Here is a 20,631-nt window from a genome sequence, read left to right as displayed (position 1 = left end):
AAAAAAGCCTTGCATGTTGAATAAACATACAAGGCTTTTTATAGACCTTTTGTCTTTTAGCTTTTACCTTTCTTCCTTTTAATGTGCTTCTTCCATTTTGTCCTTATTCAGGAATACGAACTTATGATCGAAGACATCGAGGACTATGTGGCTGTCTTTGTCAATCTTGCCGGCAAGGATCTCTTTGGAAAGCTCGTTGAGGATTCGTTTCTGAATAACACGTTTCAGAGGACGGGCGCCAAACTGCGGATCGTACCCCAGCTGTGCTAGCCAGTCGAGTGCTTCTTCTGAAGCCTCTATTTCAATTCCCATTTCAGAAAGGGTTTGCTGCATCTGTTTGAATTGGAGGGCAACAATATCACGTAGTTCATCTCTATTGAGAGGAGTAAACATAATCAGTTCGTCTATCCTGTTCAGGAATTCGGGGCGGATTGTTTGCTTCAACAGCTCGAACAACTGGTTTTTAGTCTTTGCAATTACCGCTTCCCGGTTGTCTTCATCCAGTGTACTGAAGTTTTCCTGTATAAGGTGAGACCCGATATTGGAAGTCATGATAATAATGGTGTTCTTGAAGTTGACAAGTCTGCCTTTATTATCGGTAAGACGACCGTCGTCGAGTACCTGAAGGAGGATGTTAAATACATCAGGATGTGCTTTTTCGATCTCATCAAGAAGTATTACGCTGTATGGTTTACGCCTTACAGCCTCTGTCAGCTGTCCCCCTTCATCATATCCCACATATCCCGGAGGCGCACCAACCAGTCGTGAAACAGAATGACGCTCCTGGTATTCACTCATGTCAATACGAACCATAGATGATTCGTCATTAAAGAGAAATTCGGCCAGCGCTTTCGCAAGCTCCGTTTTACCAACGCCTGTAGTGCCGAGGAAAATAAATGATCCGATAGGCTTGCGCTTGTCCTGCAGACCGGCTCGTGAACGACGAATAGCATCAGAAATTGCCTCTATAGCTTCGTCCTGACCGGCCACTCTTTTATGCAGTTCTTCCTCAAGGTGAAGAAGCTTTTCACGCTCGCTCTGGATCATCTTGGTGACGGGAATACCTGTCCACCGTGAAACTACGCCAGCGATGTCTTCAGATGTTACTTCTTCCTTTAACATGCGGTTCCCGCTCTGTTTGGCATCAAGTTCCTTCTTAAGTTGCTCTGTTTTATCTTGTGCTTCTTTAATCTTGCCATAGCGAAGTTCGGCCACGCGGCCGTAGTCGCCGGCACGCTCGGCCTGTTCAGCTTCCAGCTTGTAGCTTTCGATCTGTTCGCTTTGATGGTTGATGGCGTCGACGAGATCTTTCTCACCCTGCCAGCTTGCGCGCAGTGAATCCCGCTCGGCCGAAAGGTTGGCAATTTCCCCGCTCAATTCCTGCACTTTCTTTTCATCGTTTTCGCGTTTAATAGCTTCACGCTCAATTTCAAGCTGCATGATACGGCGTTCGATTTCGTCTACAGCTTCGGGAACTGAATCCATCTCAAGACGCAGCTTGGAAGCGGCTTCATCCATCAGGTCGATCGCCTTATCAGGTAGAAAACGATCAGAGATATAACGCTGTGACAGTTCCACGGCGGCAATGATCGCTTCGTCTTTGATCCTCACTTTGTGATGGGTTTCATAACGTTCTTTCAATCCCCGAAGGATAGAGATAGCGTCCTGGGTATCCGGCTCGTCGACGTTAACTTTCTGAAACCGGCGTTCCAGCGCTTTATCCTTTTCGAAATATTTCTGATACTCGTTAAGTGTGGTTGCGCCGATAGCACGGAGCTCGCCACGGGCTAATGCCGGTTTCAAGATATTTGCTGCATCCATCGCACCTTCGCCGCCACCAGCTCCAACAAGAGTATGGATCTCGTCGATAAAGAGGATAATGTCGCCGTCGCTCTGTGTTACTTCTTTAATAACTGCTTTCAGCCGTTCTTCGAATTCTCCCTTGTATTTAGCACCCGCAATCAGGGCACCCATATCAAGGGAATAAACTGTTTTGGTCTTCAGGTTTTCCGGGACATCTCCTTTAATGATACGGAAAGCAATTCCTTCTGCGATAGCAGTTTTACCCACCCCCGGTTCGCCAATCAGTATAGGGTTGTTCTTAGTACGGCGGGAAAGGATCTGAATGACACGACGGATTTCCTCATCGCGACCGATAACAGGATCGAGCTTACCTGACTCAGCAAATTCATTGAGGTTACGCGCGTATTTATTCAACGCATTATACGTTGCCTCTGCGTTCTGGTCGGTAACCTTGTTATTGCCGCGGAGTTCGGTTATTGCTTTTTTGAGATCTTTATCGGTAACGCCTGCATCTTTCAGCATAGAACTCACCTTGTCCCCTGCATTTAAAATTCCAAGAAGAATATGTTCAACCGATACAAACTCGTCCTTAAACTCTTTAAGATAGCTTTGCGCTTTCATAAGAGCGTTATTTGCATCTGATGACAAATAGATATTACTTCCGCTAACCTTGGGATAGCTCTGTATCTGTGCGTCAAGCACAGTGTTTATGCGGTTAATGTTAACATTCAGCTTCTTTAACAGATAATTGACAACGTTCTCATCCACCAAAAGTAAGCCTTTTAGCAGGTGCGCATTTTCAATAGCCTGCTGCTGGTTGCCGGCTGCTATATCTGAAGCTTTCTGTACAGCTTCCTGGGCTTTGATTGTAAAATTGTTAAAGTTCATAGTACCCTTAGATGTCAAAACAATTGCCAGAAACGTTTGGTTGAGAAAGATCGGAATTTTTGTCGTATGGCTTTGATTTTCAATGACTAAAAGTCGCACTGGCAGGCTTTATCCTGAAATAATGTCTCTGAAAAAAACAGATAAGAGCTACGCCGTGGAGATCGAATGCCTGTATCGCCTAAGTAATTAGTATTCTGCTGCGATGGTAGTGAATAAGTTACTCCAGTTAATTACACCGGATTTTTGACATTGATATAAGTGATTTGCAGTTAAGCCGGACGCTTGTCAAATATAAATAATTAGTAATTTTATACAGTAATCATTATTAATCTATTTTATTATGAGTAAGAAAATATTAATGCTTGCGGGCGACTTTGTAGAAGATTACGAAGTGATGGTCCCATTCCAGGCGATGCAGGCTGTAGGCTTGCAGGTTGACGCTGTTTGCCCCGGAAAAAAATCGGGAGAAACAGTGGCAACTGCAATACATGATTTTATTGGTTTTCAAACTTACGCTGAGCTTAGAGGACATAATTTTGCGATCAACAAAGATTTTGATGCCGTTAAGCCGGAGGAATACGACGGCTTGTATGTTTGCGGTGGCAGGGCGCCGGAATACATCCGGTTAAATAAGCGTGTATTGGACATTACCCGTCATTTTTTTGACAGCAACAAGCCCGTCGCAGCGATTTGTCATGGCATTCAGATCCTGACAGCCGCAGATGTTGTAAAAGGGCGCAAACTTACAGCTTATCCGGCGGTAGGGCCTGAAGTTACAATTGCCGGGGGACAATTTGAGGAAATTGGCGTGTCCGAAGCAATCACGGATGGAAACCTTACTACCTCACCGGCCTGGCCCGGCCATCCAGCTATTCTTAAGGAGTTCTATAAATTATTAGGGATCAGCATTTCTGGTAACTAATTCCTTCATCGAGGCTGTATCATAAATCATGGTGCAGCCTCTTTTTATTTTTAATATTTCAGGATTTTTACCATTGATTATTTGATTTAATAATCTGATTTTCATATATTTAGTGTATAATCAGATAAAAGATGGCGGTAAAGCAACCTGTTTTCAAGCCCTATAATCAGGCACAAATTCTGGTACTCCCACCAACCCTTGAAGAATTGATCCCTTTATGGCATCCGGTCCGGGTTGTAAATGAGGTCATTAACAAGCTCAATATAGAGCCGCTTTTAAAAGCTTATCACATTAGGGGAAGTTCAAGTTATCACCCTCAAATGCTGCTTAAAGTGGTGGTTTATGGGTACGTTACCAACCTTTATTCCAGCCGTAAACTGGCGGCAGCCTGTAAGGAAAGTATTTACTTCATGTGGTTAAGTTCGATGAGCTATCCCGATCATAATACGATCAACCGTTTCCGGGGTGTGCGCTTGAAACATGCCCTGCGCAGTGTGTTTGAAGAGGTGGTAAAGCTGTTGTCGGAAGAAGGGCTGCTGAGCATAGAGGAGATTAATACGGATGGAACGAAGATCGAAGCCAATGCCAACAAGTACACCTTCGTTTGGAAGAAGTCGATTCAGACCAATAAAGAGAAGATGAAAAAGCAACTGACTGAGATATGGCAGTATGCACAACAGGTAGCCTCGGAAGAAGACAAGATGCCTGAGCCGCCTGATTTTACGGAAATTAACAGCGAAAAAGTAAAAGCTGCCGTAGATCAGCTTAACGAAAAGCTGGCCGCAAAAGATAATGCAGATAAAAAGGTGAAGGCTAAACTGAAGTATATTACTAAACATTACCCGCAGAATATAGAAAAATATGAGCATCAGGAAGAGATCCTGGGCCAAAGGAACAGCTTTAGTAAAACCGATACGGATGCTACTTTCATGCGGATGAAAGAAGACCACATGAAAAATGGTCAGTTAAAACCCGCCTATAATGTTCAGATATCTACCTCCAACCAGTTCATTGTCAATTATACCATTCATTCCAATACAACAGACACCAATACGCTGAATGCTCATTTAACGCAGCATGAAGCCAGCTTTGGCAAAGCACCTGAAAAGCTCACCGCGGATGCCGGGTACGGATCTGAAGAAAACTACACGCTGCTGGAACAAAAGCAAACCATTGCCTTTGTAAAGTATGGGATGTTCGATAAAGAGCAAAATGAAAACTACAATAACAAACAGCCTTTTGCAGCAAGCAAGCTTTTCTATAACCAGGAGAAAGATTGTTACATCTGTCCGATGGGCCGGCAGATGAATTTCATCGGGACAAGTAGAAAACGAACAAGCACCGGTTTTGAGCAAACAGTAAAAAGATACCAGGCGGGCAATTGCGCTAACTGTCCGCTCAACGGTGCTTGTCATAAATCAAGCGCCAACAGGATCATTGAGGTCAATGTAAATCTGAACCGGCTTAAGCAAAAGGCACATGAACTGTTAAACAGTGAAGAAGGCCTACAGCGGCGAAAGAAACGATGCTTTGATGTGGAACCAACTTTCGGAAACATTAAACAGAACCATGGTTTCAAAAGGTTCATGCTTCGGGGTAAGGAAAAAGTGGAGATCGAATGGGGTTTGATTGCAATTGCACAAAACTTAAGGAAAAAAGCAGGGTGAAAAGCTGCTTTTTGACTGGTTTTCGACCCCGAAAAGCAAATTATCCACAGCTTGCCCAAATTCATCTTGCACTACCTTAATAGGCAACAAATACAGAGGCCGCATCATTTGAATTATGATACGGCCTCTTTTTTTTATTTTTTGCTTCACCATAGAAGAATGAATAAATAGTATTTAATTTTAGCGCTTCATCTTCATTAAAATGGGCTTTAATCGAAAGTATAAACAAAACCTTGTCATCGGGTCAGTAATATCCCTGAGTATAATTTTTATAACAGCTTCGGCATCGTGGATTGCCATAGAGGCGCTTTTGAATAGTCAGGAATCGGTTGATCACACTCATGAAGTTTTATTTGGGCTAGAGAAGATGATTTCGAGGACTAAAGATGCAGAAACTGGTCAGAGAGGTTATCTGTTAACAGGTAATGCCACTTTTCTTGAGCCATATGAAGGAGCCCAGGACGAGGTGTGGGAATCATATGATCGTATTAATAGTCTACTGGCGGACAATCCTGTGCAACAGCAAAGCATGAAACAACTTTCGCATGTTATAAAGACCCGGTTTAATTTGTTGGAAAAAAGTGTTGAAAGAAAGCGATCAGGCATAGCTATTGACAGGAGAGATGTACAAAAGGGGCAAGGTTATATGACTGAGTTCAGAAGCATTATCAATAAAATGGAGAGCCGGGAAAGAGAACTAATGAAAACAAGAACTGAGCGGCTAAGCATGTTTTCTGCATTTACTCCATGGCTGGTCATTTTTGCTTCTATAGCGGCAATTATAATTACTGTTGTATTTTATTACCGGTTGACAGCCGATTATAAACAGAAGCTTTTAATGGAGGCCCAGCTTCTCGAAAAAGAGAGGCAAATTTCAAAAAAGATAAATGAAGTACAAAAATTCGCAGAAGAAGTGGCGAAGGGAAATTATAAAATGAGAATTAACCGGAGCGACTTAGATTGATTGTGAAAAGTGATGCAACAGCAGGCAGCTATTGCATCAGCTTTTTTAATTGTTCTGTCTGATTAGCTGTAAGTTTTTTGAGCGGCCCACTGGCCATCATTTTCATCATCATATTGAGTTCTGCGGAAATCGTAAGAATGGCTTCTGTAGTATTATCCCCCAGATCGGTAACCACCCAACGCATTTCAACATTAAAAGGAACCTCTTGTGCAGGAATAATAATTACACTGCTATTCTCTATCCTGTTGGATATTTTCAACGCCAGCTTGCCCATATTCTGTATGGAGAACCGAGCCTCATCTTTTGATGATGACCAGTCGGATATATTCGCAGGCATGAGTTGCTGGTGGTTATTAAAGTCGGCCAGGAACGCGTACACTGCTGCCACTGGCTTATTTATGGTTTCTTTGCTTTCGAAAACTGTCATGATAATCTTTAAAAAGTGTTACTCTCGCCAGAATTTCCCCACTCCTGAGGATTGTCGCGCCACTTACGTAACAGTTCCAGATCGTCTTTGTTGATAAAAGAATGATCTGATGCATATTCTATCAAGGCATTGTAATTAGAAAGAGTGGAAAAGCGGCATTTTGCAGCTTTAAAATTATCAGTAGCAGCCTGCAGGTTGTAGCTGAATATTGCCACCAATCCGGCAACATCACATCCGGCTGCACGTAATGCTTCAACTGCCTGGAGACTGCTTTTTCCGGTTGAAATAAGATCTTCTACTACTACTATACGTTGGCCCTGATACACTTCCCCTTCAATTAGGCTGCCTGTGCCATGATCTTTTGCTGAAGATCTGACATATGCAAACGGAAGTCCCAGGTCCTGAGCAACCAATACTCCCTGTGGAATACCTGCAGTAGCTACGCCGGCAATAAGACTTACCGAGCCAAATTCTTCCTGGATGAGGGCCGAGAGATTTTGGCGGATATATGTCCTTATTGCTGGATATGAAAGTGTTATGCGATTATCACAATAGATAGGTGATTTTATTCCGGAAGCCCAGGTAAAAGGCTTTCCAGGTTGTAATTTTATTGCTTTAATTTGTAACAAAAATTCGGCAACTTTCTGCTCAATCTCACTTTTGTTGATCATGACACAAATGTATAGAATTTATATTAACGATACTGCGCTTATTATCGCAGATTTTATGCCTGCAAACATTGGTTCCTGCCAACAAATTGATGTTCAGAGCTTTGATTTCAGGGAATTTTATAAACAAGCTAAAAAGGGTACTCCAGCAATACATGTTATGGTAACAAAAGACCCGAAGAGAATGTTTAGAAAATTAAGAAAGCCCTTCACGTTAATACACGCAGCAGGAGGGGTGGTTAAAAATGAAGCGAACCAGTATCTTTTCATATTCAGGAAAGGGAAGTGGGATCTTCCTAAAGGAAAATTAGACGATGGAGAAAAAACGAAAGTTGCGGCGGAGCGCGAAGTAGCGGAGGAATGTGGAATAAAAGTTTCTGAAGTAGGGGGGAAACTTTGCAAAACATGGCATGTATACGAAGATAAGGGACAAGTCGTTTTTAAGAAGACTGTGTGGTATAATATGCGGGCAAAGAACCAAAAACTAATACCACAGCTGGAGGAAGAAATTACTGAAGCGCGATGGATCGCTCCAGGAGAATTCTCCACCGTAAAGCAAAATACCTTCGCACTGATAAAAGACGTACTAAGTTTAATTGAGGTGTAAACAACGCAGGTATGCGTTTAACTACAGGTACTTCATAGCTTCTTTTGGAACAAATTTACTGATATCGCCCTTGTGGCGCAATATATCACGTACAATTGTCGAGCTGATTGAAGAGTAACCTGGGTTACTCAGGATGAAAATGCTTTCAATATCGGGTTCAAGTTCGTGGTTCATCTGTGCAATGGCCTTTTCGTATTCGAAATCCGAAACCGTACGAATGCCTCTGATCATATACAGAGCACCCAAACGTTTGCAAAAATCAATAGTGAGCCCTTCGTAAGGCATTACTTCAATTTTCGGATCGTTTTCAAACACATTCTCGAGGATTTTAACCCGTGTCTCAACTGGCAACATCGGTTGCTTATTGCTGTTTGCACCTACGCCGATTATGACTTTGTCGAACAAAGAAATGGAACGCTGCATGATGTCAACATGTGCAATTGTAACCGGATCGAATGAACCGGGAAAAAGGGCGATCTTCATTTCGTAAAGGTAAGGTGAAAAAGTTTAAAGTGGAAAGTTCAAAGATAGATGTATATATCACTATCTAAAAAAGCTGAAGGATGAATATCCGTATTCGCGTTGTTCTGTGAAATTGGGGTCGTTATTCATTCTTTTCATGGTGGGGTGTTCGACGATAAGCAGCCCTCCAGGGTTTAAGAGCGATCTTTCGAATACCAGGCGAGGAATTTGAGGAATCTCAGGCATATCATAGGGAGGATCTGCAAATATTAAATCATAAGAGGCCGTCTCTTCTTTAAGAAATTTTAAGACATCGGCTTTCTGGGGATGGATTGAAGTAAGCTTATATTGGCGGGCAACGTCTTTGAGATAGTACACACAACCAGGGCTTTTGTCGACCGAAACAATATCCGGAACTCCCCTGGATGCGAACTCAACTGATAAACTTCCCGTGCCGCTAAATAGATCGAGAACCTTAATCTGTTCAAAGTCAATTATATTGTTCAATATGTTGAACAGAGCCTCTTTTGCCATGTCTTTCGTCGGCCGAACAGGTAAGTTTGGAGGGGGATTAAGACGAAGTCCCCTGAGTTTGCCACTTATTATTCGCATAAACTAAGGCTAAGTAGGGAAAAAAATTGATGAGAAGGGGCGAGCTTAAATGCTTCAGGGTAATTGAAGAGTTTAGTGCTGTCTGCAAAAGTAATGTTATTGAAATATTTTGATACCCTCCTGTAGTTTTCGCTATACTTTTCGATCTCTCCCATCAGCCTTACGGCAATGTCGGATGGTTTCAATTCCAGTTGCTGCATAATAAGCAGTAAATAGTAATTGAAATCGTCTGTAGTAGGAGAAGAAAAGATATTATAAAAGATAATGTCGTTCGAAGAAATGACAAGTGCTTCAAATGTTCCTGAATTGAACTGAAGCACAAGCGTCTTGTTTCCACTCCGGTCTTTCAATGATCCTTCTATTAAAGGTTCGGGCTGGGTATAAATGGCTGCCTGTGGAAATTTTGCCAGCAGAGGAGCAATGAATGCTTCTTCTATCGAAGCTACCGTTTTTATCTTCGCTCCCTTCAAGTCCTTAATAACATGCCGTACCTGTCCGGTAGAGTTGATGAAGTTTTGGTAAACGGGTAGAGAGTTGTCAGAATAAAGCTCAGAAGGTATAAATGTAAAATTAAACGTTTCTGTTGCTATTTTGACTTTTTGAAAGGCATAACCTAAATACTCGTTTTGATTAAATAAGTCGTTGAATGTTTCGGCTATCGAACTGAATAAAACAGAGTCGAACAGTACCTTCAGAAGGTTTTCTTTAGTATCTATAATCGCAAATGAAAGCCTGCCTGCGCCGATCCTAATCAGCAGTTCACAGTTTTCCGCCTGTCCAGTGGAGAAATCCCCAACCTTTAAATGAAGTGCGCCGTTATTATTCATCAGGACAAACTTATAGAAAATTATTTTATAAGAATATTCAGAAGCTGTATCTCCGGCATTTTACTGCTTTAGCTATGGCGCTTACCAGACATTTAAATGCAGAAGTCCTTTTTATCTTGGGGAATTTGCATTTTTACATCCTGATGAATGCGAGCGATCTACTGATACGATTTTTTAAGCTTAAGCCAACCGTACAACAAGTATCTGTATTCAAAGAACTGGAATTGTTCATGGCGGGGCGTGAAGGGGATGAATGCTTTGTACTTAAAGGGTATGCAGGTACCGGAAAAACTACAATCATAGCATCCCTTGTAAAAGTACTGCCGCACTTAGGGTTGAAATCGGTTCTATTAGCGCCCACAGGGAGGGCGGCTAAAGTGATTAGCAACTACTCTGGAAAAAGAGCCTATACAGTTCATAAAAGGATATACAGGAAGAAGCAGGCTATCAGTCCGGATTTTGATTTTGTTCTCAATCAAAATATTGCAGAGAATACATTATTCATAGTAGATGAAGCATCGATGATTTCGAACGAGGCCGGAGACTTCAGCAGGAAAAGCCTTCTGGATGATCTTATTAGTTATGTGTATAATGGGAAAAACTGTAAGTTAATTCTTGTTGGTGATACAGCCCAGTTGCCTCCTGTGGGGTCGGAGTTTAGTCCGGCGCTTGATACAACATTTATGAGAGACCGGTTTGCTCTTAGCATTTTTAGTTACGAGATGACAGATGTGGTCAGGCAGGAAAAGCAGTCGGGCATACTCCATAATGCAACGCAAATCCGTAACTTAATAAGAAATAAGGAAGAGGAATTTCCGAAGATAGAAGTGAGCGGATATCCCGATATCTTCAGGATGACAGGAGAGCGGCTGTCAGAGGGCCTTAATTACGCTTATAATAAATATGGCATTGAGAATACGCTGGTTATTTGCCGTTCAAATAAAAATGCGAATAACTACAATCAGCAAATAAGAAACCGGATATTGTACCGGGAAGAAGAACTAACCGGAGGAGACTATCTGATGGTTGTGCGTAATAACTATTACTGGCTTCAGAATGAAGAGAGCAGCAGTTCTTTTATTGCGAACGGCGATATTGCCCGCGTCAGAAAGATTCGCCATATACATGAGCTTTATGGCTTTCGGTTTGCAGACGTCGTTCTGGAGTTTCTCGATTATCCCGACGAGGAACCCCTGGAGTGTAAGATTATGCTTGATACCATTTACTCTGAGGGACCCGGACTCTTAAAAGAGGATAATAGGCGATTCTTTGACGCTGTGATGGAAGATTATACGCATCTTCCTAACCGTAAAATGCGTATAGCCGAATTAAAGGTCAACCCTTACTATAATGCATTACAGGTTAAATTTGCCTACGCGGTGACTTGCCATAAAGCACAGGGTGGGCAATGGGACGTCGTTTTCATAGATCAGGGATATCTTACAGATGAAATGCTAAATACAGATTTCTTAAGATGGCTTTATACGGCTGTGACGCGTTCGGTAAAAGAATTATTCCTGGTGAACTTCAGTCAGGAGTTTTTTAATAAAAGCAAATAATGAAGGTAGTGCCTTCACCGGGAGTGCTCTCAACCTCAATACTGCCGCCCATGGCAATTATCTGCGCTTTGGTAATATACAAACCGATCCCTCTGCTATCTTTTCCTCCGTGAAAGGTCCTGTAGATCCCGAATAGCTGGTTGCCGTATTTTTTAAGATCAATACCCTGTCCGTTATCTTGCACAGTCATGAAAATTTTATCTTCTTCCTGGTATGTCCTGATCGAAATGTGCGGAGGACGGTCGGGATGCCCGTATTTAATAGCGTTGGTAATAAGATTTTGCATAATGCTTTCAAGGTAGGGCTTAGGATAGATAATGGCCGGCGCTTCTGAGAAGTCGTAATCTATAGTTGCACCCGTTCTTTTGACTTCTGCAGAATAATTCTTTAAAATCTTTGTATAAACTTCTTCAAAAGAAAGGTTTTCTCTCGCCTCTGTAAGTTCACTACTATTTCGAAGCATTTCTATCAGATCGTCCATTTTTACAAGGAGATTTGATGAGACCTCCTTAATAGCCTGAAATAGTTCTTTCTTTTCTTCCTGGTCGAAAGATGTCTCGTATAGCTGTAAAAGCGACGATAGATTAATTCCCGGCGATCGCAGATCGTGTGACGCCACATATGCGAATCGCTCGAGCTCACTGTTTTGTTTAATAAGCCCCCGGCTTAGCGTCTGCAGTTCATTCTTCTGATGTTCAAGTTGCTTGTTTTTGTCGTCCACCTGTCTGAACAGGGTAACGATCTGCTCCCGGTTTTGGATAATGGTTATCAGGGCCATAATGATAATGACAAGAAGAATATAGCTACCAGCAATTGCAAATACCTGAATACGGGCGTTCAACCTGTTGAAAGACTCGTTGTAGCTGATAAGGCGGAACTTTTCTTCCCTTTCTAACTGTTTAATCAGCATTTTTATCTGTTCCATCGCGTTCTTTCCGACGTCCGTATTTATTCTATTGAGTGCCAGCTTCCCCCCCTGTTTGTCGTGCAATTTGATTGTCAGAGCTAGTTCGTCCCTCTTAATCCTGATCCATTTTTTCAGTTCACGCAATGTGTTAAGTTGTGATTGGTTATGGATAACGAGTAAATAAAGTGCGTTGAACGTTTTGTCAAGCCGTTTTTCGGCTTCCTGATAGGGAGCCAGATAGCTGATGTTATCCGTAAGTAAGTAACCCCGCTGACCTGTCTCAGCATCTTTTATATCTGCCAGAAGCGAATTCGCGGTTTCTATTATTTGTGTTGTCTTTATCGTCAGCAGGTAGTTCTTTTCATTTTGAGATTCCTGTACGAGATAGAATATAGTATTTATGATTACAAGGAGGAGTGTTGTTCCAATTAAATAATATATATACCGTTGGTTTTTCATAAGTATCCGTAAAGAGGGTTTAGGTAACTTGTAGTTAATCCGCTATAATGGTAAGAATAAAAAGAGAATAAAGATAATAAAATAGAATGAACGGTGTTTGCGCGGCTATGTTTTGTTTTTTATTGCCGAATCCTTCTCGCAAATGTTTGTTAATACCAGTGTCAGTCGGATGTCTTTTTTGACTTTTTGACTTGAATAGTTAAATATAAAAACGAGCTTTGCTTCAAATGAATAAGTTAACTGGCTCTTTCGTATGGGTCTCATGCTCTCTGATACTCTTTTTAACGGCTTGTAACAGTTTCGAATACAGTCCGAATCAGGTTTTTGACCGTAATAGTCCCCAGTACTTAAATAGGAAAAGTCTCCAGCGCTTAGCGGAGAGTGTTAAAGACGATACAATACGCTTTGTTTTAACAGGGGACAGTCAAAGAGAGTATACTCATTCTGAAGAATTAGTGAGAACCGTAAATAATATTCCGGGAGTTGACTTTGTCCTGCTGGCAGGTGACATATCGGATTTTGGCTTGTTACAGGAGATGGAGTGGGTCAATGAGATCTTTTCAAAACTAAAGATGCCCTATATCGGAGTAATAGGAAATCATGATTTGGTTGCCAATGGCGAAAAGGTTTTCAAGCGGATGTTCGGAGAATTAAATTTTTCGTTTGTTTACGGCGGTGTAAAGTTTGTATGCCACAACACAAATAGCAGAGAAGCTGCATTTGATGGAAGTGTTCCCGACCTTCCATGGCTGCGCGAACAATTTAAGGCTGAAGATGGAGTGACTGCATATATTGGAGTGGCGCATGTTCCACCTAACAACGGCGACTTCGATACAAGCCTTTCAGAGCAATATGTAAACGTTATCAATAATTCGCCAAACACGCTGGCTGCGTTATTTGCCCATACCCACAGTAAAAACCTCTTTTATCCCGGTAGAGGGAATATTCCGTATGTAGTAACGAATGCGATTGAAAACAGGGAGTTTGTGCTAATAGAGATTATCAATGGGAAATTCAGTTTTAAAAATATCAGCTATTAGATGTTTTCAGTTGATAACAATCATCTTTTTTCTGCAAAGCGGGAAAGTGTTTTCGCAATTTCCTGAAATCCTTATTCCTAAAGATGTGATTGTACAACATGCGGGGAGCATTGGCTATTTCAGCGTTGGCGCGGGTTATCGTTTATTTAAAAATAAAAGAGGTAATCTTGATTTTAACTACGGCTTTGTACCCGAGAATAAGGGGGGAACTTTGCATATCATCAGTGCAAAGTTTGTTTACCGGCCCTTCGAGATCAAGTTAAAGGACTGGGCTAAGCTTTATCCCCTAAATCCCGGGGCGTTCGTCTCATATCACTATGGGAAGGAGTTTGATTTTTACTGGGACAAAAGCCAATATGACGAGGGATATTACTGGTGGTCGTCTGCTATCCGGCCTCATATATCTTTTAGCAATGAGATAAAGCTGGACAGTAAGAAGCTGTTCGGCAGTGGCAAAATCAAATCATTGTCTATCTATTCCGAGTTTAACACCAACGACCTCTATATGGTAAGTTATGTACTGAATACAAAAGACCTGTCTCTTACAGATATCTTTAAGCTGGGGATTGGCATAAGGCTCGGCTTTTGACGCGGTGAGAGCATCGCCTAACCTCTTCTTAATATTGATATAACTTTTATTTTATATTTGTGAGGTTTAAACGTTAGAATGTCTTTTCTGATAAGGGAAGGATTTCTTTCTGTCTGCCTTCTGCAGTCACAATTGATTACTATGCTAAAGAACATTTTCGTATTACTGCGATATTTTACATTCTGGCTTCTCTTTTTTTTACTCGAACGTTGTGTCTTTTTACTTTACTATATCCATCGTCTGAAAGGCGTTTCTTTTTATGAATTTATCCAGGTATACTTCTATGGAGCATGGATGGATGCCTCTATGGCAGGTTATATATGTGCAATTCCGGCGCTTTTGTTTGTGATAGTCTGGCTCTTTGGAATAAAAAAGTTTCCCATAACAATAGTAAAAATATATACCTGGCTGTTGGTGGGCCTGTTTTCTTTTCTGACAGTGGTGAACTTCAATATCTACCGCGAATGGGGGACGAAAATTAACTTCAGGGCGCTCGAGTTCGCCTTTGGGTCGCCCGCAGAGGCCTTTTCAAGCAGTGAGTCATCCCCTGTATTCCTTTCGTTGTTTATCTTTGCTGTTCTTACCTCTGCCGGGATCTTTTTGTCGCGGCTGATTATAGAATACAGAATATTCAGGGGCGGAAATTTTGCGATCAGGCTATTGCTATCTGTGCTGATGCTTGGTTTTAATTTCCTTGCTATAAGGGGAGGCTGGCAGCTCTCTCCTATGAACGAAAGTATGGCCTATTTTTCGCTGAAACCTTTGCTGAATTATGCCGCAGTCAATACAGAGTGGAGTCTTGTTCATGATATTCTAAATAACAAATACAATAACAGCAATCCCTTTAAGTACTATAGTCCTTCCGAAGCCAAAAGTATTGTTAAGGGATTATATTTAAAACCCAATACAGCAACTACCGATGTACTGACTACCAGAACCCCTAATGTGGTACTGATCATCATGGAAAGCTTTACGGGCAATGTAGTAGAGAGTCTTGATGGGGAAAAAGGCGTTGCTCCCCAAACAGAGAAACTTATTTCTGAAGGATTGTTTTTTAATCACATTTACGCGTCCGGAGGGCGCACTGATAAAGGTGTTGTGGCCGTATTAAGCGCTTTTCCGGCTCAGGGACGACGGAGTATCATGAAAGAGAACAGTAAGCAGGTAAAGATTCCGGCCTTGTCGCAAAGTTTCGCAGGTAAAGGGTACTCTACCTCTTTTTTCTACGGGGGCGAGAGCCGGTTCTTTAACATGCGATCCTATTTACTGAGTCACAATTATCAGAAGATCGTTGATAAAAGTGACTTCGATCCAAAAGATATGAATTCGAAATGGGGTGCGTATGATGGTGCTGTTTATACCAGGATGTTGTCGGATTTGAAGACAGCGCAGGCACCCTTCTTTTCGACTATGCTCACGCTGACCAATCATGAACCCTTTGAACTGCCCTCAACACCTCGTTTTAAAGGAGAAGAAATTGAAAATAAGTTCCGGAGCACAGCATACTATGCTGATTCCTGCGTTGGCGCTTTTATTCGGGAAGCAAAGAAACAGAGCTGGTATAAGAATACTTTGTTTATTATAGTTGCCGACCATGGGCACTATCTGCCCCGCACTAATCTCGAAATATTTGATCCGCAGCGATACCGTATTCCCCTTTTGTTTTTTGGTGAAGTAATTAAACCTGAATTCAGAGGTGTGAAAATTGAGAAAGCCGGAAGCCAGAATGATCTTGCCGCAACGTTGCTTAATCAGGTTGCAATTAAGTCAGATGCATACACCTGGAGCAAAGATCTTTTAAATCCTGGGGTTGCCGGCTTTGCCTTTTTTAACTGGGAACATGGTCTTGGATTTGTAAGCCCTCAGCAAGCAATTTCATATGATATAGTAGGCGACAATATTGTGTTTCGACAGGATTCAGCAAATACTTCTTCAGATAAACTCCTTTTAAAATATGGAAAGGCATGCATGCAGCATGTTTACCAGCAGTATGTAGATTATTAATATAGCTAAATCGGTTCAGCGTAGCTTATCTATCATTTTTATTACGAAATCGTTTTCGTAAAAATTCTGCGTTATTAAATTGATGCCTTTGTTTTTTTTTCTCAACTTCAGCCTCTTAAAATGGGATGAGTATGAAAGGCAAAGTGGTAACAACCATCATCATATAATCCGAAACGGCCTTAGATTTAATTATAGACAAAGCAGATTAAACATGAACACACGCAGAGATTTTATCCGGCAGTCAGCCATAGCTGCGGCTGGTACCTATTTAGGAACTTTTGGTTTCAGCGCAAAAAGTTATGGACGAATACTTGGTGCCAATGACAGGGTGAGAGTTGGGGCTATCGGTTTTTCCGACCGGTTTAAAGATACCTTGCTTCCAAGCTTTTTGAACCATCGCCAGGAGTTGAATTTTGATATGGTGGCGTTGTCGGATCTGTGGTCGCTGAGAAGAGATAAAGGCGTTAGCTTCCTGAAGGAAAAATTTGGTCACGATATAACGGCCTGTCGCAATAATGAAGAGCTATATAGCCTAAAGGATATAGACGCAGTCATCATTAGTACAGCTGATTTTCAGCATGCTGTCCATACCATTGAAGCTATAAAAGCCAAATGTGACGCCTATGTAGAAAAGCCTTTTGCGGAAACTATGGAAGATAACCGTGCTGCATTCAAGGCGGTGAAGTCTTCTGATAGAATTGTTCAGATTGGATCACAACGCAGGAGCGGCGCTAACTATCACGCCGCCCATGACTTTATAAAAAGCGGAAAGTTTGGTCCGATAACAGCTGTTGACCTCGTCTGGAATGTAAATCAGCCGGGTAGGTGGCGTCGTCCTGATCTTGTCGCTCAATTACAGGAAAAGGATACTGACTGGAAGCGGTTCCTTATCAATCGCCCGGCAGACACCTGGGATCCCCGGAAATACCTTGAGTATCGCTTATTCTGGCCTTATTCTTCAGGGATGCCGGGGCAGTGGATGTCGCATCAGATCGATACGGTACATTGGTTCAGCGGGCTTAAGCATCCCCGTAGTGTAGTAGCCAATGGTGGCATCTACACCTGGAAGGATGGAAGGAAGAACTGGGATACTACCACTGCCGTATTCGATTATGGCCCGCTGGACGACCTTGGCTCAGGATTCCAGGTAGTATTCACTTCCAGGATGCAGAACGAAAGCGGAGGTGTAGGAGAAGTATATTACTCGAATGGTGGCGAGCTTAATCTCATGACTAACAAAATATCACCTAATGGTGGTTTGCAGGAACGTGAAGCAGCCGCAATGAAAATGCAGCCGAATCTTCTTCCAAAAATTGATCTTTCGGCTAACGTTCAGAAGGTAGCCACTTCAGCAAATACGGGGGCCGATCCTCTTACTTCCAATCATATGAGGAATTGGATGGAGTGTATTCGCAGCAGGAAACAACCTAACGCGCCAGTGGAAGCTGGTTATACCCATTCAATCGCCACGATCATGACCAATGCAGCAGTAAGGACTGGTGAGAAGATTACTTTTGATGAGAAAACACAGGAAGTTCTGGCTGGTGGCAAGGTTTTTAAATATTGAGAACTTCGATTAAATAAAAATGTTCAGACGAAATTTTATTAAACAGGCAGGAGTATTGACCGGCGGGCTCCTGCTTCATAACCAAATCGCAGCCGCCCTTGCCCTGGACGATGATGCGGCAGGGATCGTAAATGTAGGGATTATCGGTACCGGCGATCGCGGAAGAGGGATAATGCATACCATGAAAGAACTGAATACACAGTTCAATGTAAGTGCCATCTGCGATACGTTAGATTTTCGGCTTAAAGAAGCCGCGAAAGAGGGCGCACAATGGAAGCCGACTGCGTATAGTGATTATCGCAAGCTACTGGATGATAAAAACATCCATGCTGTTATTATAGCCGTTCCACTTAATTTGCATTTTCAGATAGCTCAGGATGCCTTGAAGGCCGGAAAACACGTGTATCTGGAAAAGACAATGACATATAACACTTCTCAGGCCATGGACCTGGTAAGTCTGGTTAAAAAGTCGCCCAAGCTGGTTTTTCAGGTAGGTCATCAGTACAGGTATACTCCTCTTTATTTCAGGGTAAAGCAAATAATTGAAGATGGATACCTGGGTAAGGTAACTCAAATAGATTGCCGTTGGGATAGAAACTGGAACTGGAAAAGAGCGGTGCCCAACCCTTCCCTCGAAAGGCAGATCAACTGGAGAATGTATAAAGAGTATTCAGGCGGACTTGCAGCCGAGCTTTTGTCTCATCAGATCGACTTTATCAACTGGGTGTTTAAAACGCATCCCGATGAAGTTCTCGGTTCGGGGGGAATTGATTTCTATAAAGATGGTCGTGAGACCTTCGATAACGTACAGGCGATATTGCGCTACCAGAAAGACGGCATGATCGGTAACTTTGGCGCCACTTGTGCGAATGCACACGACGGATATATGTTCCGCCTGAAGGGCAGCAAGGGAATGATCTCGCTGCTGGTAAATGAAGGCTTCTTCTATCCCGAAAAGGAGATGCGGGAGGAACTTGAGATGGTAGATGGCGTAACGGGGGCTACTAAAATAGCACTTAGCAAGGACGGCGGCATACCGCTTTTGAAAGAGCCGGCGAAAGATGGCACCTGGTATGCGCTCAACGATTTTCACAAATGCATAAACAAACACGAACAACCCTCATCAAACGTTCTTACAGGCGCAACAACAGCCATTTGTGTTGATTTAGCCAATCAGGCGATGTACAACAGGAACATCCAATCATGGAAACCATTATATAATCTTTCTTAAAATCATGAAATATCAATCATTACTTGCCGGCGCAGCCTTTATATTTTGTTCATTAAGCGGCCAGGCACAAAGCCAACAGGGCTGGACTGATTTATTCGATGGAAAAACGCTGAATGGCTGGAAGCGACTGGCCGGAACGGCACAATATAAAGTAGAAGATGGCGCTATTGTAGGTACAACCGTAATGCATTCAGGCAACACCTTTCTCACTACAGAAAAGGAGTACGGCGACTTTATCCTCGAACTCGATGCTAAGATAGAAAGTTCGGTAAGCAATTCGGGCGTGCAGACGCGTAGTCATTTTGACCCCGCTGGCAATGGCGGAAAAGGGAAGGTGTATGGCAGGCAGATGGAGATTGATCCTTCGGAACGAGACTGGACAGGAGGTGTTTACGATGAAGCCCGTCGCGACTGGCTGTATCCGCTTTCATTGAATCCGGGAGCGCGAGGTGCTTTCAAGGTGGGCGTATATAATCATATCCGTATTGAATGTATCGGTAACGAAATGAAAACCTGGATCAATAATATTCCTGCAGCTTATGTTGTAGACACAATTGATCAGAAAGGGTTTATTGGATTACAGGTACATGGCATCGACAAGGAAGCGCAGGCAGGTAAGAACGTTTATTTTAAGAATATCCGCATCAAAACAAAAGGCCTCAAAGCCACTGCATTTCCCGCAGGTGTGTATGTAGTCAATACGGTTCCCAACTCATTAAGCCCTTACGAGAAGACCACGGGCTGGTCGTTGCTGTTTGACGGTAAGACTACGGCAGCCTGGACTGGAGCATATAAAGAAAAGTTTCCCGACAAAGGATGGAAGGTTGACAAAGGAGTCCTGACCGTTTTGTCGTCAGAGGGCAAAGAGTCGGCAAACGGAGGCGATATCGTAACGAAGGAACAATTCAGTGCTTTTGATCTCTCATTCGAATTTAAACTTAGTCCAGGGGCTAACAGCGGAGTGAAATATTTTGTAACCCTGAGTGAGAAAAATACAGGCTCGGCTATCGGGCTCGAATACCAGATACTCGACGATGCCCTTCATCCCGACGCAAAGCTGGGGCGTGATGGAAACCGCACACTTGCCTCCTTATACGATCTGATCAAAGCCGAGAAACAGGCCCGGTTCCTGCGTCCTATAGGGCAGTGGAACAGGGGAAGGGTAGTGGTGTATCCGGATAACAGAGTAGAGCATTATCTGAATGGAATTAAGGTTATCGAATATACCAGAGGATCGGACGACTTCCGCCGCCTTGTATCCATTAGCAAATATAAAGACTGGAAGAACTTCGGAGAGGCAGAGAAGGGGCATATTCTTCTTCAGGATCATGGAAACGAAGTAAGCTTCAGAAGTATTAAGATTAAGAAACTGTAAAGGGATTAATAAAAGGCTACCCCGATATACAGACACAAAACCGATTCCCAACG

General features: G+C 42.6%; 18 protein-coding genes. 11 read left to right on the top strand and 7 right to left on the bottom strand.

The window, feature by feature from the left end:
• Window positions 1-78 precede the first annotated feature (78 nt).
• Window positions 79-2,691 (bottom strand): ATP-dependent chaperone ClpB, encoded by a 2,613-nt coding sequence (gene clpB / locus BDE36_RS20500; protein ID WP_141816314.1) that lies wholly within the window; start codon window positions 2,689-2,691, stop codon window positions 79-81.
• 340 nt (window positions 2,692-3,031) lie between these two features.
• Here clpB and BDE36_RS20495 point away from each other — a divergent pair, with 340 nt between their 5' ends.
• The 3 genes from BDE36_RS20495 to BDE36_RS20485 all read left to right on the top strand — a co-directional run bounded on the left by BDE36_RS20495 (window position 3,032) and on the right by BDE36_RS20485 (window position 6,244).
• A complete protein-coding gene (locus BDE36_RS20495) occupies window positions 3,032-3,613 on the top strand; it encodes a DJ-1/PfpI family protein (RefSeq protein ID WP_141816313.1) in 582 nt (193 codons plus the stop codon).
• A 131-nt stretch (window positions 3,614-3,744) separates the two neighbouring features.
• Window positions 3,745-5,280, top strand: coding sequence for an IS1182 family transposase (locus tag BDE36_RS20490; RefSeq protein ID WP_141813269.1), 1,536 nt, complete (start codon window positions 3,745-3,747; stop codon window positions 5,278-5,280).
• A gap of 202 nt (window positions 5,281-5,482) precedes the next feature.
• Window positions 5,483-6,244, top strand: coding sequence for a CHASE3 domain-containing protein (locus tag BDE36_RS20485; protein ID WP_141816312.1), 762 nt, complete (start codon window positions 5,483-5,485; stop codon window positions 6,242-6,244).
• A gap of 28 nt (window positions 6,245-6,272) precedes the next feature.
• Here BDE36_RS20485 and BDE36_RS20480 read toward each other — a convergent pair whose 3' ends face one another.
• Complete coding sequence (locus BDE36_RS20480) at window positions 6,273-6,671, bottom strand: SRPBCC family protein (protein ID WP_141816311.1); 399 nt, start codon at window positions 6,669-6,671, stop codon at window positions 6,273-6,275.
• A gap of 8 nt (window positions 6,672-6,679) precedes the next feature.
• Window positions 6,680-7,342 (bottom strand): orotate phosphoribosyltransferase, encoded by a 663-nt coding sequence (pyrE, locus tag BDE36_RS20475; protein ID WP_128771284.1) that lies wholly within the window; start codon window positions 7,340-7,342, stop codon window positions 6,680-6,682.
• Window positions 7,343-7,349: 7 nt separating this feature from the next.
• Between pyrE and BDE36_RS20470 the strand changes: the two genes are divergently transcribed.
• Entirely contained in the window at window positions 7,350-7,946 is a 597-nt protein-coding gene (locus tag BDE36_RS20470; RefSeq protein ID WP_141816310.1) for an NUDIX hydrolase, read from the top strand.
• Window positions 7,947-7,967: 21 nt separating this feature from the next.
• On the opposite strand, the gene coaD is transcribed toward BDE36_RS20470, so the two are convergent.
• The 3 genes from coaD to BDE36_RS20455 are packed head-to-tail and all read right to left on the bottom strand — an operon-like array spanning window position 7,968 to window position 9,847.
• On the bottom strand, window positions 7,968-8,429 hold the full coding sequence (coaD, locus tag BDE36_RS20465) for a pantetheine-phosphate adenylyltransferase (protein WP_141816309.1): 462 nt from the start codon (window positions 8,427-8,429) through the stop codon (window positions 7,968-7,970).
• A 60-nt stretch (window positions 8,430-8,489) separates the two neighbouring features.
• The gene (locus BDE36_RS20460; RefSeq protein WP_141816308.1) at window positions 8,490-9,020 is read right to left on the bottom strand and encodes an RsmD family RNA methyltransferase; all 531 of its coding nucleotides are present in this window, start codon (window positions 9,018-9,020) and stop codon (window positions 8,490-8,492) included.
• The gene (locus BDE36_RS20455) at window positions 9,011-9,847 is read right to left on the bottom strand and encodes a DUF3822 family protein (RefSeq protein WP_141816307.1); all 837 of its coding nucleotides are present in this window, start codon (window positions 9,845-9,847) and stop codon (window positions 9,011-9,013) included. Before BDE36_RS20455 ends, BDE36_RS20460 begins: the two co-directional genes overlap by 10 nt.
• A gap of 143 nt (window positions 9,848-9,990) precedes the next feature.
• On the opposite strand from BDE36_RS20455, the gene BDE36_RS20450 reads away from it, so the two are divergent.
• Window positions 9,991-11,406: an ATP-dependent DNA helicase gene (locus BDE36_RS20450; protein WP_141816657.1), complete on the top strand. Its 1,416-nt coding sequence runs from the start codon at window positions 9,991-9,993 to the stop codon at window positions 11,404-11,406.
• On the opposite strand, the gene BDE36_RS20445 is transcribed toward BDE36_RS20450, so the two are convergent.
• Window positions 11,390-12,772: a sensor histidine kinase gene (locus tag BDE36_RS20445; protein ID WP_141816306.1), complete on the bottom strand. Its 1,383-nt coding sequence runs from the start codon at window positions 12,770-12,772 to the stop codon at window positions 11,390-11,392. The genes BDE36_RS20450 and BDE36_RS20445 overlap by 17 nt on opposite strands.
• Before the next feature lie 227 nt (window positions 12,773-12,999).
• Here BDE36_RS20445 and BDE36_RS20440 point away from each other — a divergent pair, with 227 nt between their 5' ends.
• The 6 genes from BDE36_RS20440 (at window position 13,000) to BDE36_RS20415 (ending at window position 20,578) form a co-directional block, all read left to right on the top strand.
• The gene (locus BDE36_RS20440) at window positions 13,000-13,812 is read left to right on the top strand and encodes a metallophosphoesterase family protein (RefSeq protein ID WP_141816305.1); all 813 of its coding nucleotides are present in this window, start codon (window positions 13,000-13,002) and stop codon (window positions 13,810-13,812) included.
• A 10-nt stretch (window positions 13,813-13,822) separates the two neighbouring features.
• Window positions 13,823-14,401 carry a hypothetical protein gene (locus BDE36_RS20435; RefSeq protein ID WP_244939629.1) on the top strand — a complete coding sequence of 193 codons (579 nt, stop codon included), beginning with the start codon at window positions 13,823-13,825 and terminating at the stop codon, window positions 14,399-14,401.
• A 141-nt stretch (window positions 14,402-14,542) separates the two neighbouring features.
• Window positions 14,543-16,405 (top strand): LTA synthase family protein, encoded by a 1,863-nt coding sequence (locus BDE36_RS20430; RefSeq protein WP_161987736.1) that lies wholly within the window; start codon window positions 14,543-14,545, stop codon window positions 16,403-16,405.
• Between the two features lie 211 nt (window positions 16,406-16,616).
• Complete coding sequence (locus tag BDE36_RS20425; protein WP_128771292.1) at window positions 16,617-17,972, top strand: Gfo/Idh/MocA family protein; 1,356 nt, start codon at window positions 16,617-16,619, stop codon at window positions 17,970-17,972.
• Between the two features lie 19 nt (window positions 17,973-17,991).
• Window positions 17,992-19,203 (top strand): Gfo/Idh/MocA family protein, encoded by a 1,212-nt coding sequence (locus tag BDE36_RS20420; protein WP_128771293.1) that lies wholly within the window; start codon window positions 17,992-17,994, stop codon window positions 19,201-19,203.
• Window positions 19,204-19,207: 4 nt separating this feature from the next.
• Window positions 19,208-20,578, top strand: a complete 1,371-nt coding sequence (locus tag BDE36_RS20415) for a 3-keto-disaccharide hydrolase (RefSeq protein WP_128771294.1) — start codon at window positions 19,208-19,210, stop codon at window positions 20,576-20,578.
• Window positions 20,579-20,631: the final 53 nt, after the last annotated feature.

This window comes from Arcticibacter tournemirensis (genome assembly GCF_006716645.1).
Lineage (GTDB): Bacteria > Bacteroidota > Bacteroidia > Sphingobacteriales > Sphingobacteriaceae > Arcticibacter > Arcticibacter tournemirensis.
This window is presented reverse-complemented; position numbering and strand designations above follow the sequence as displayed.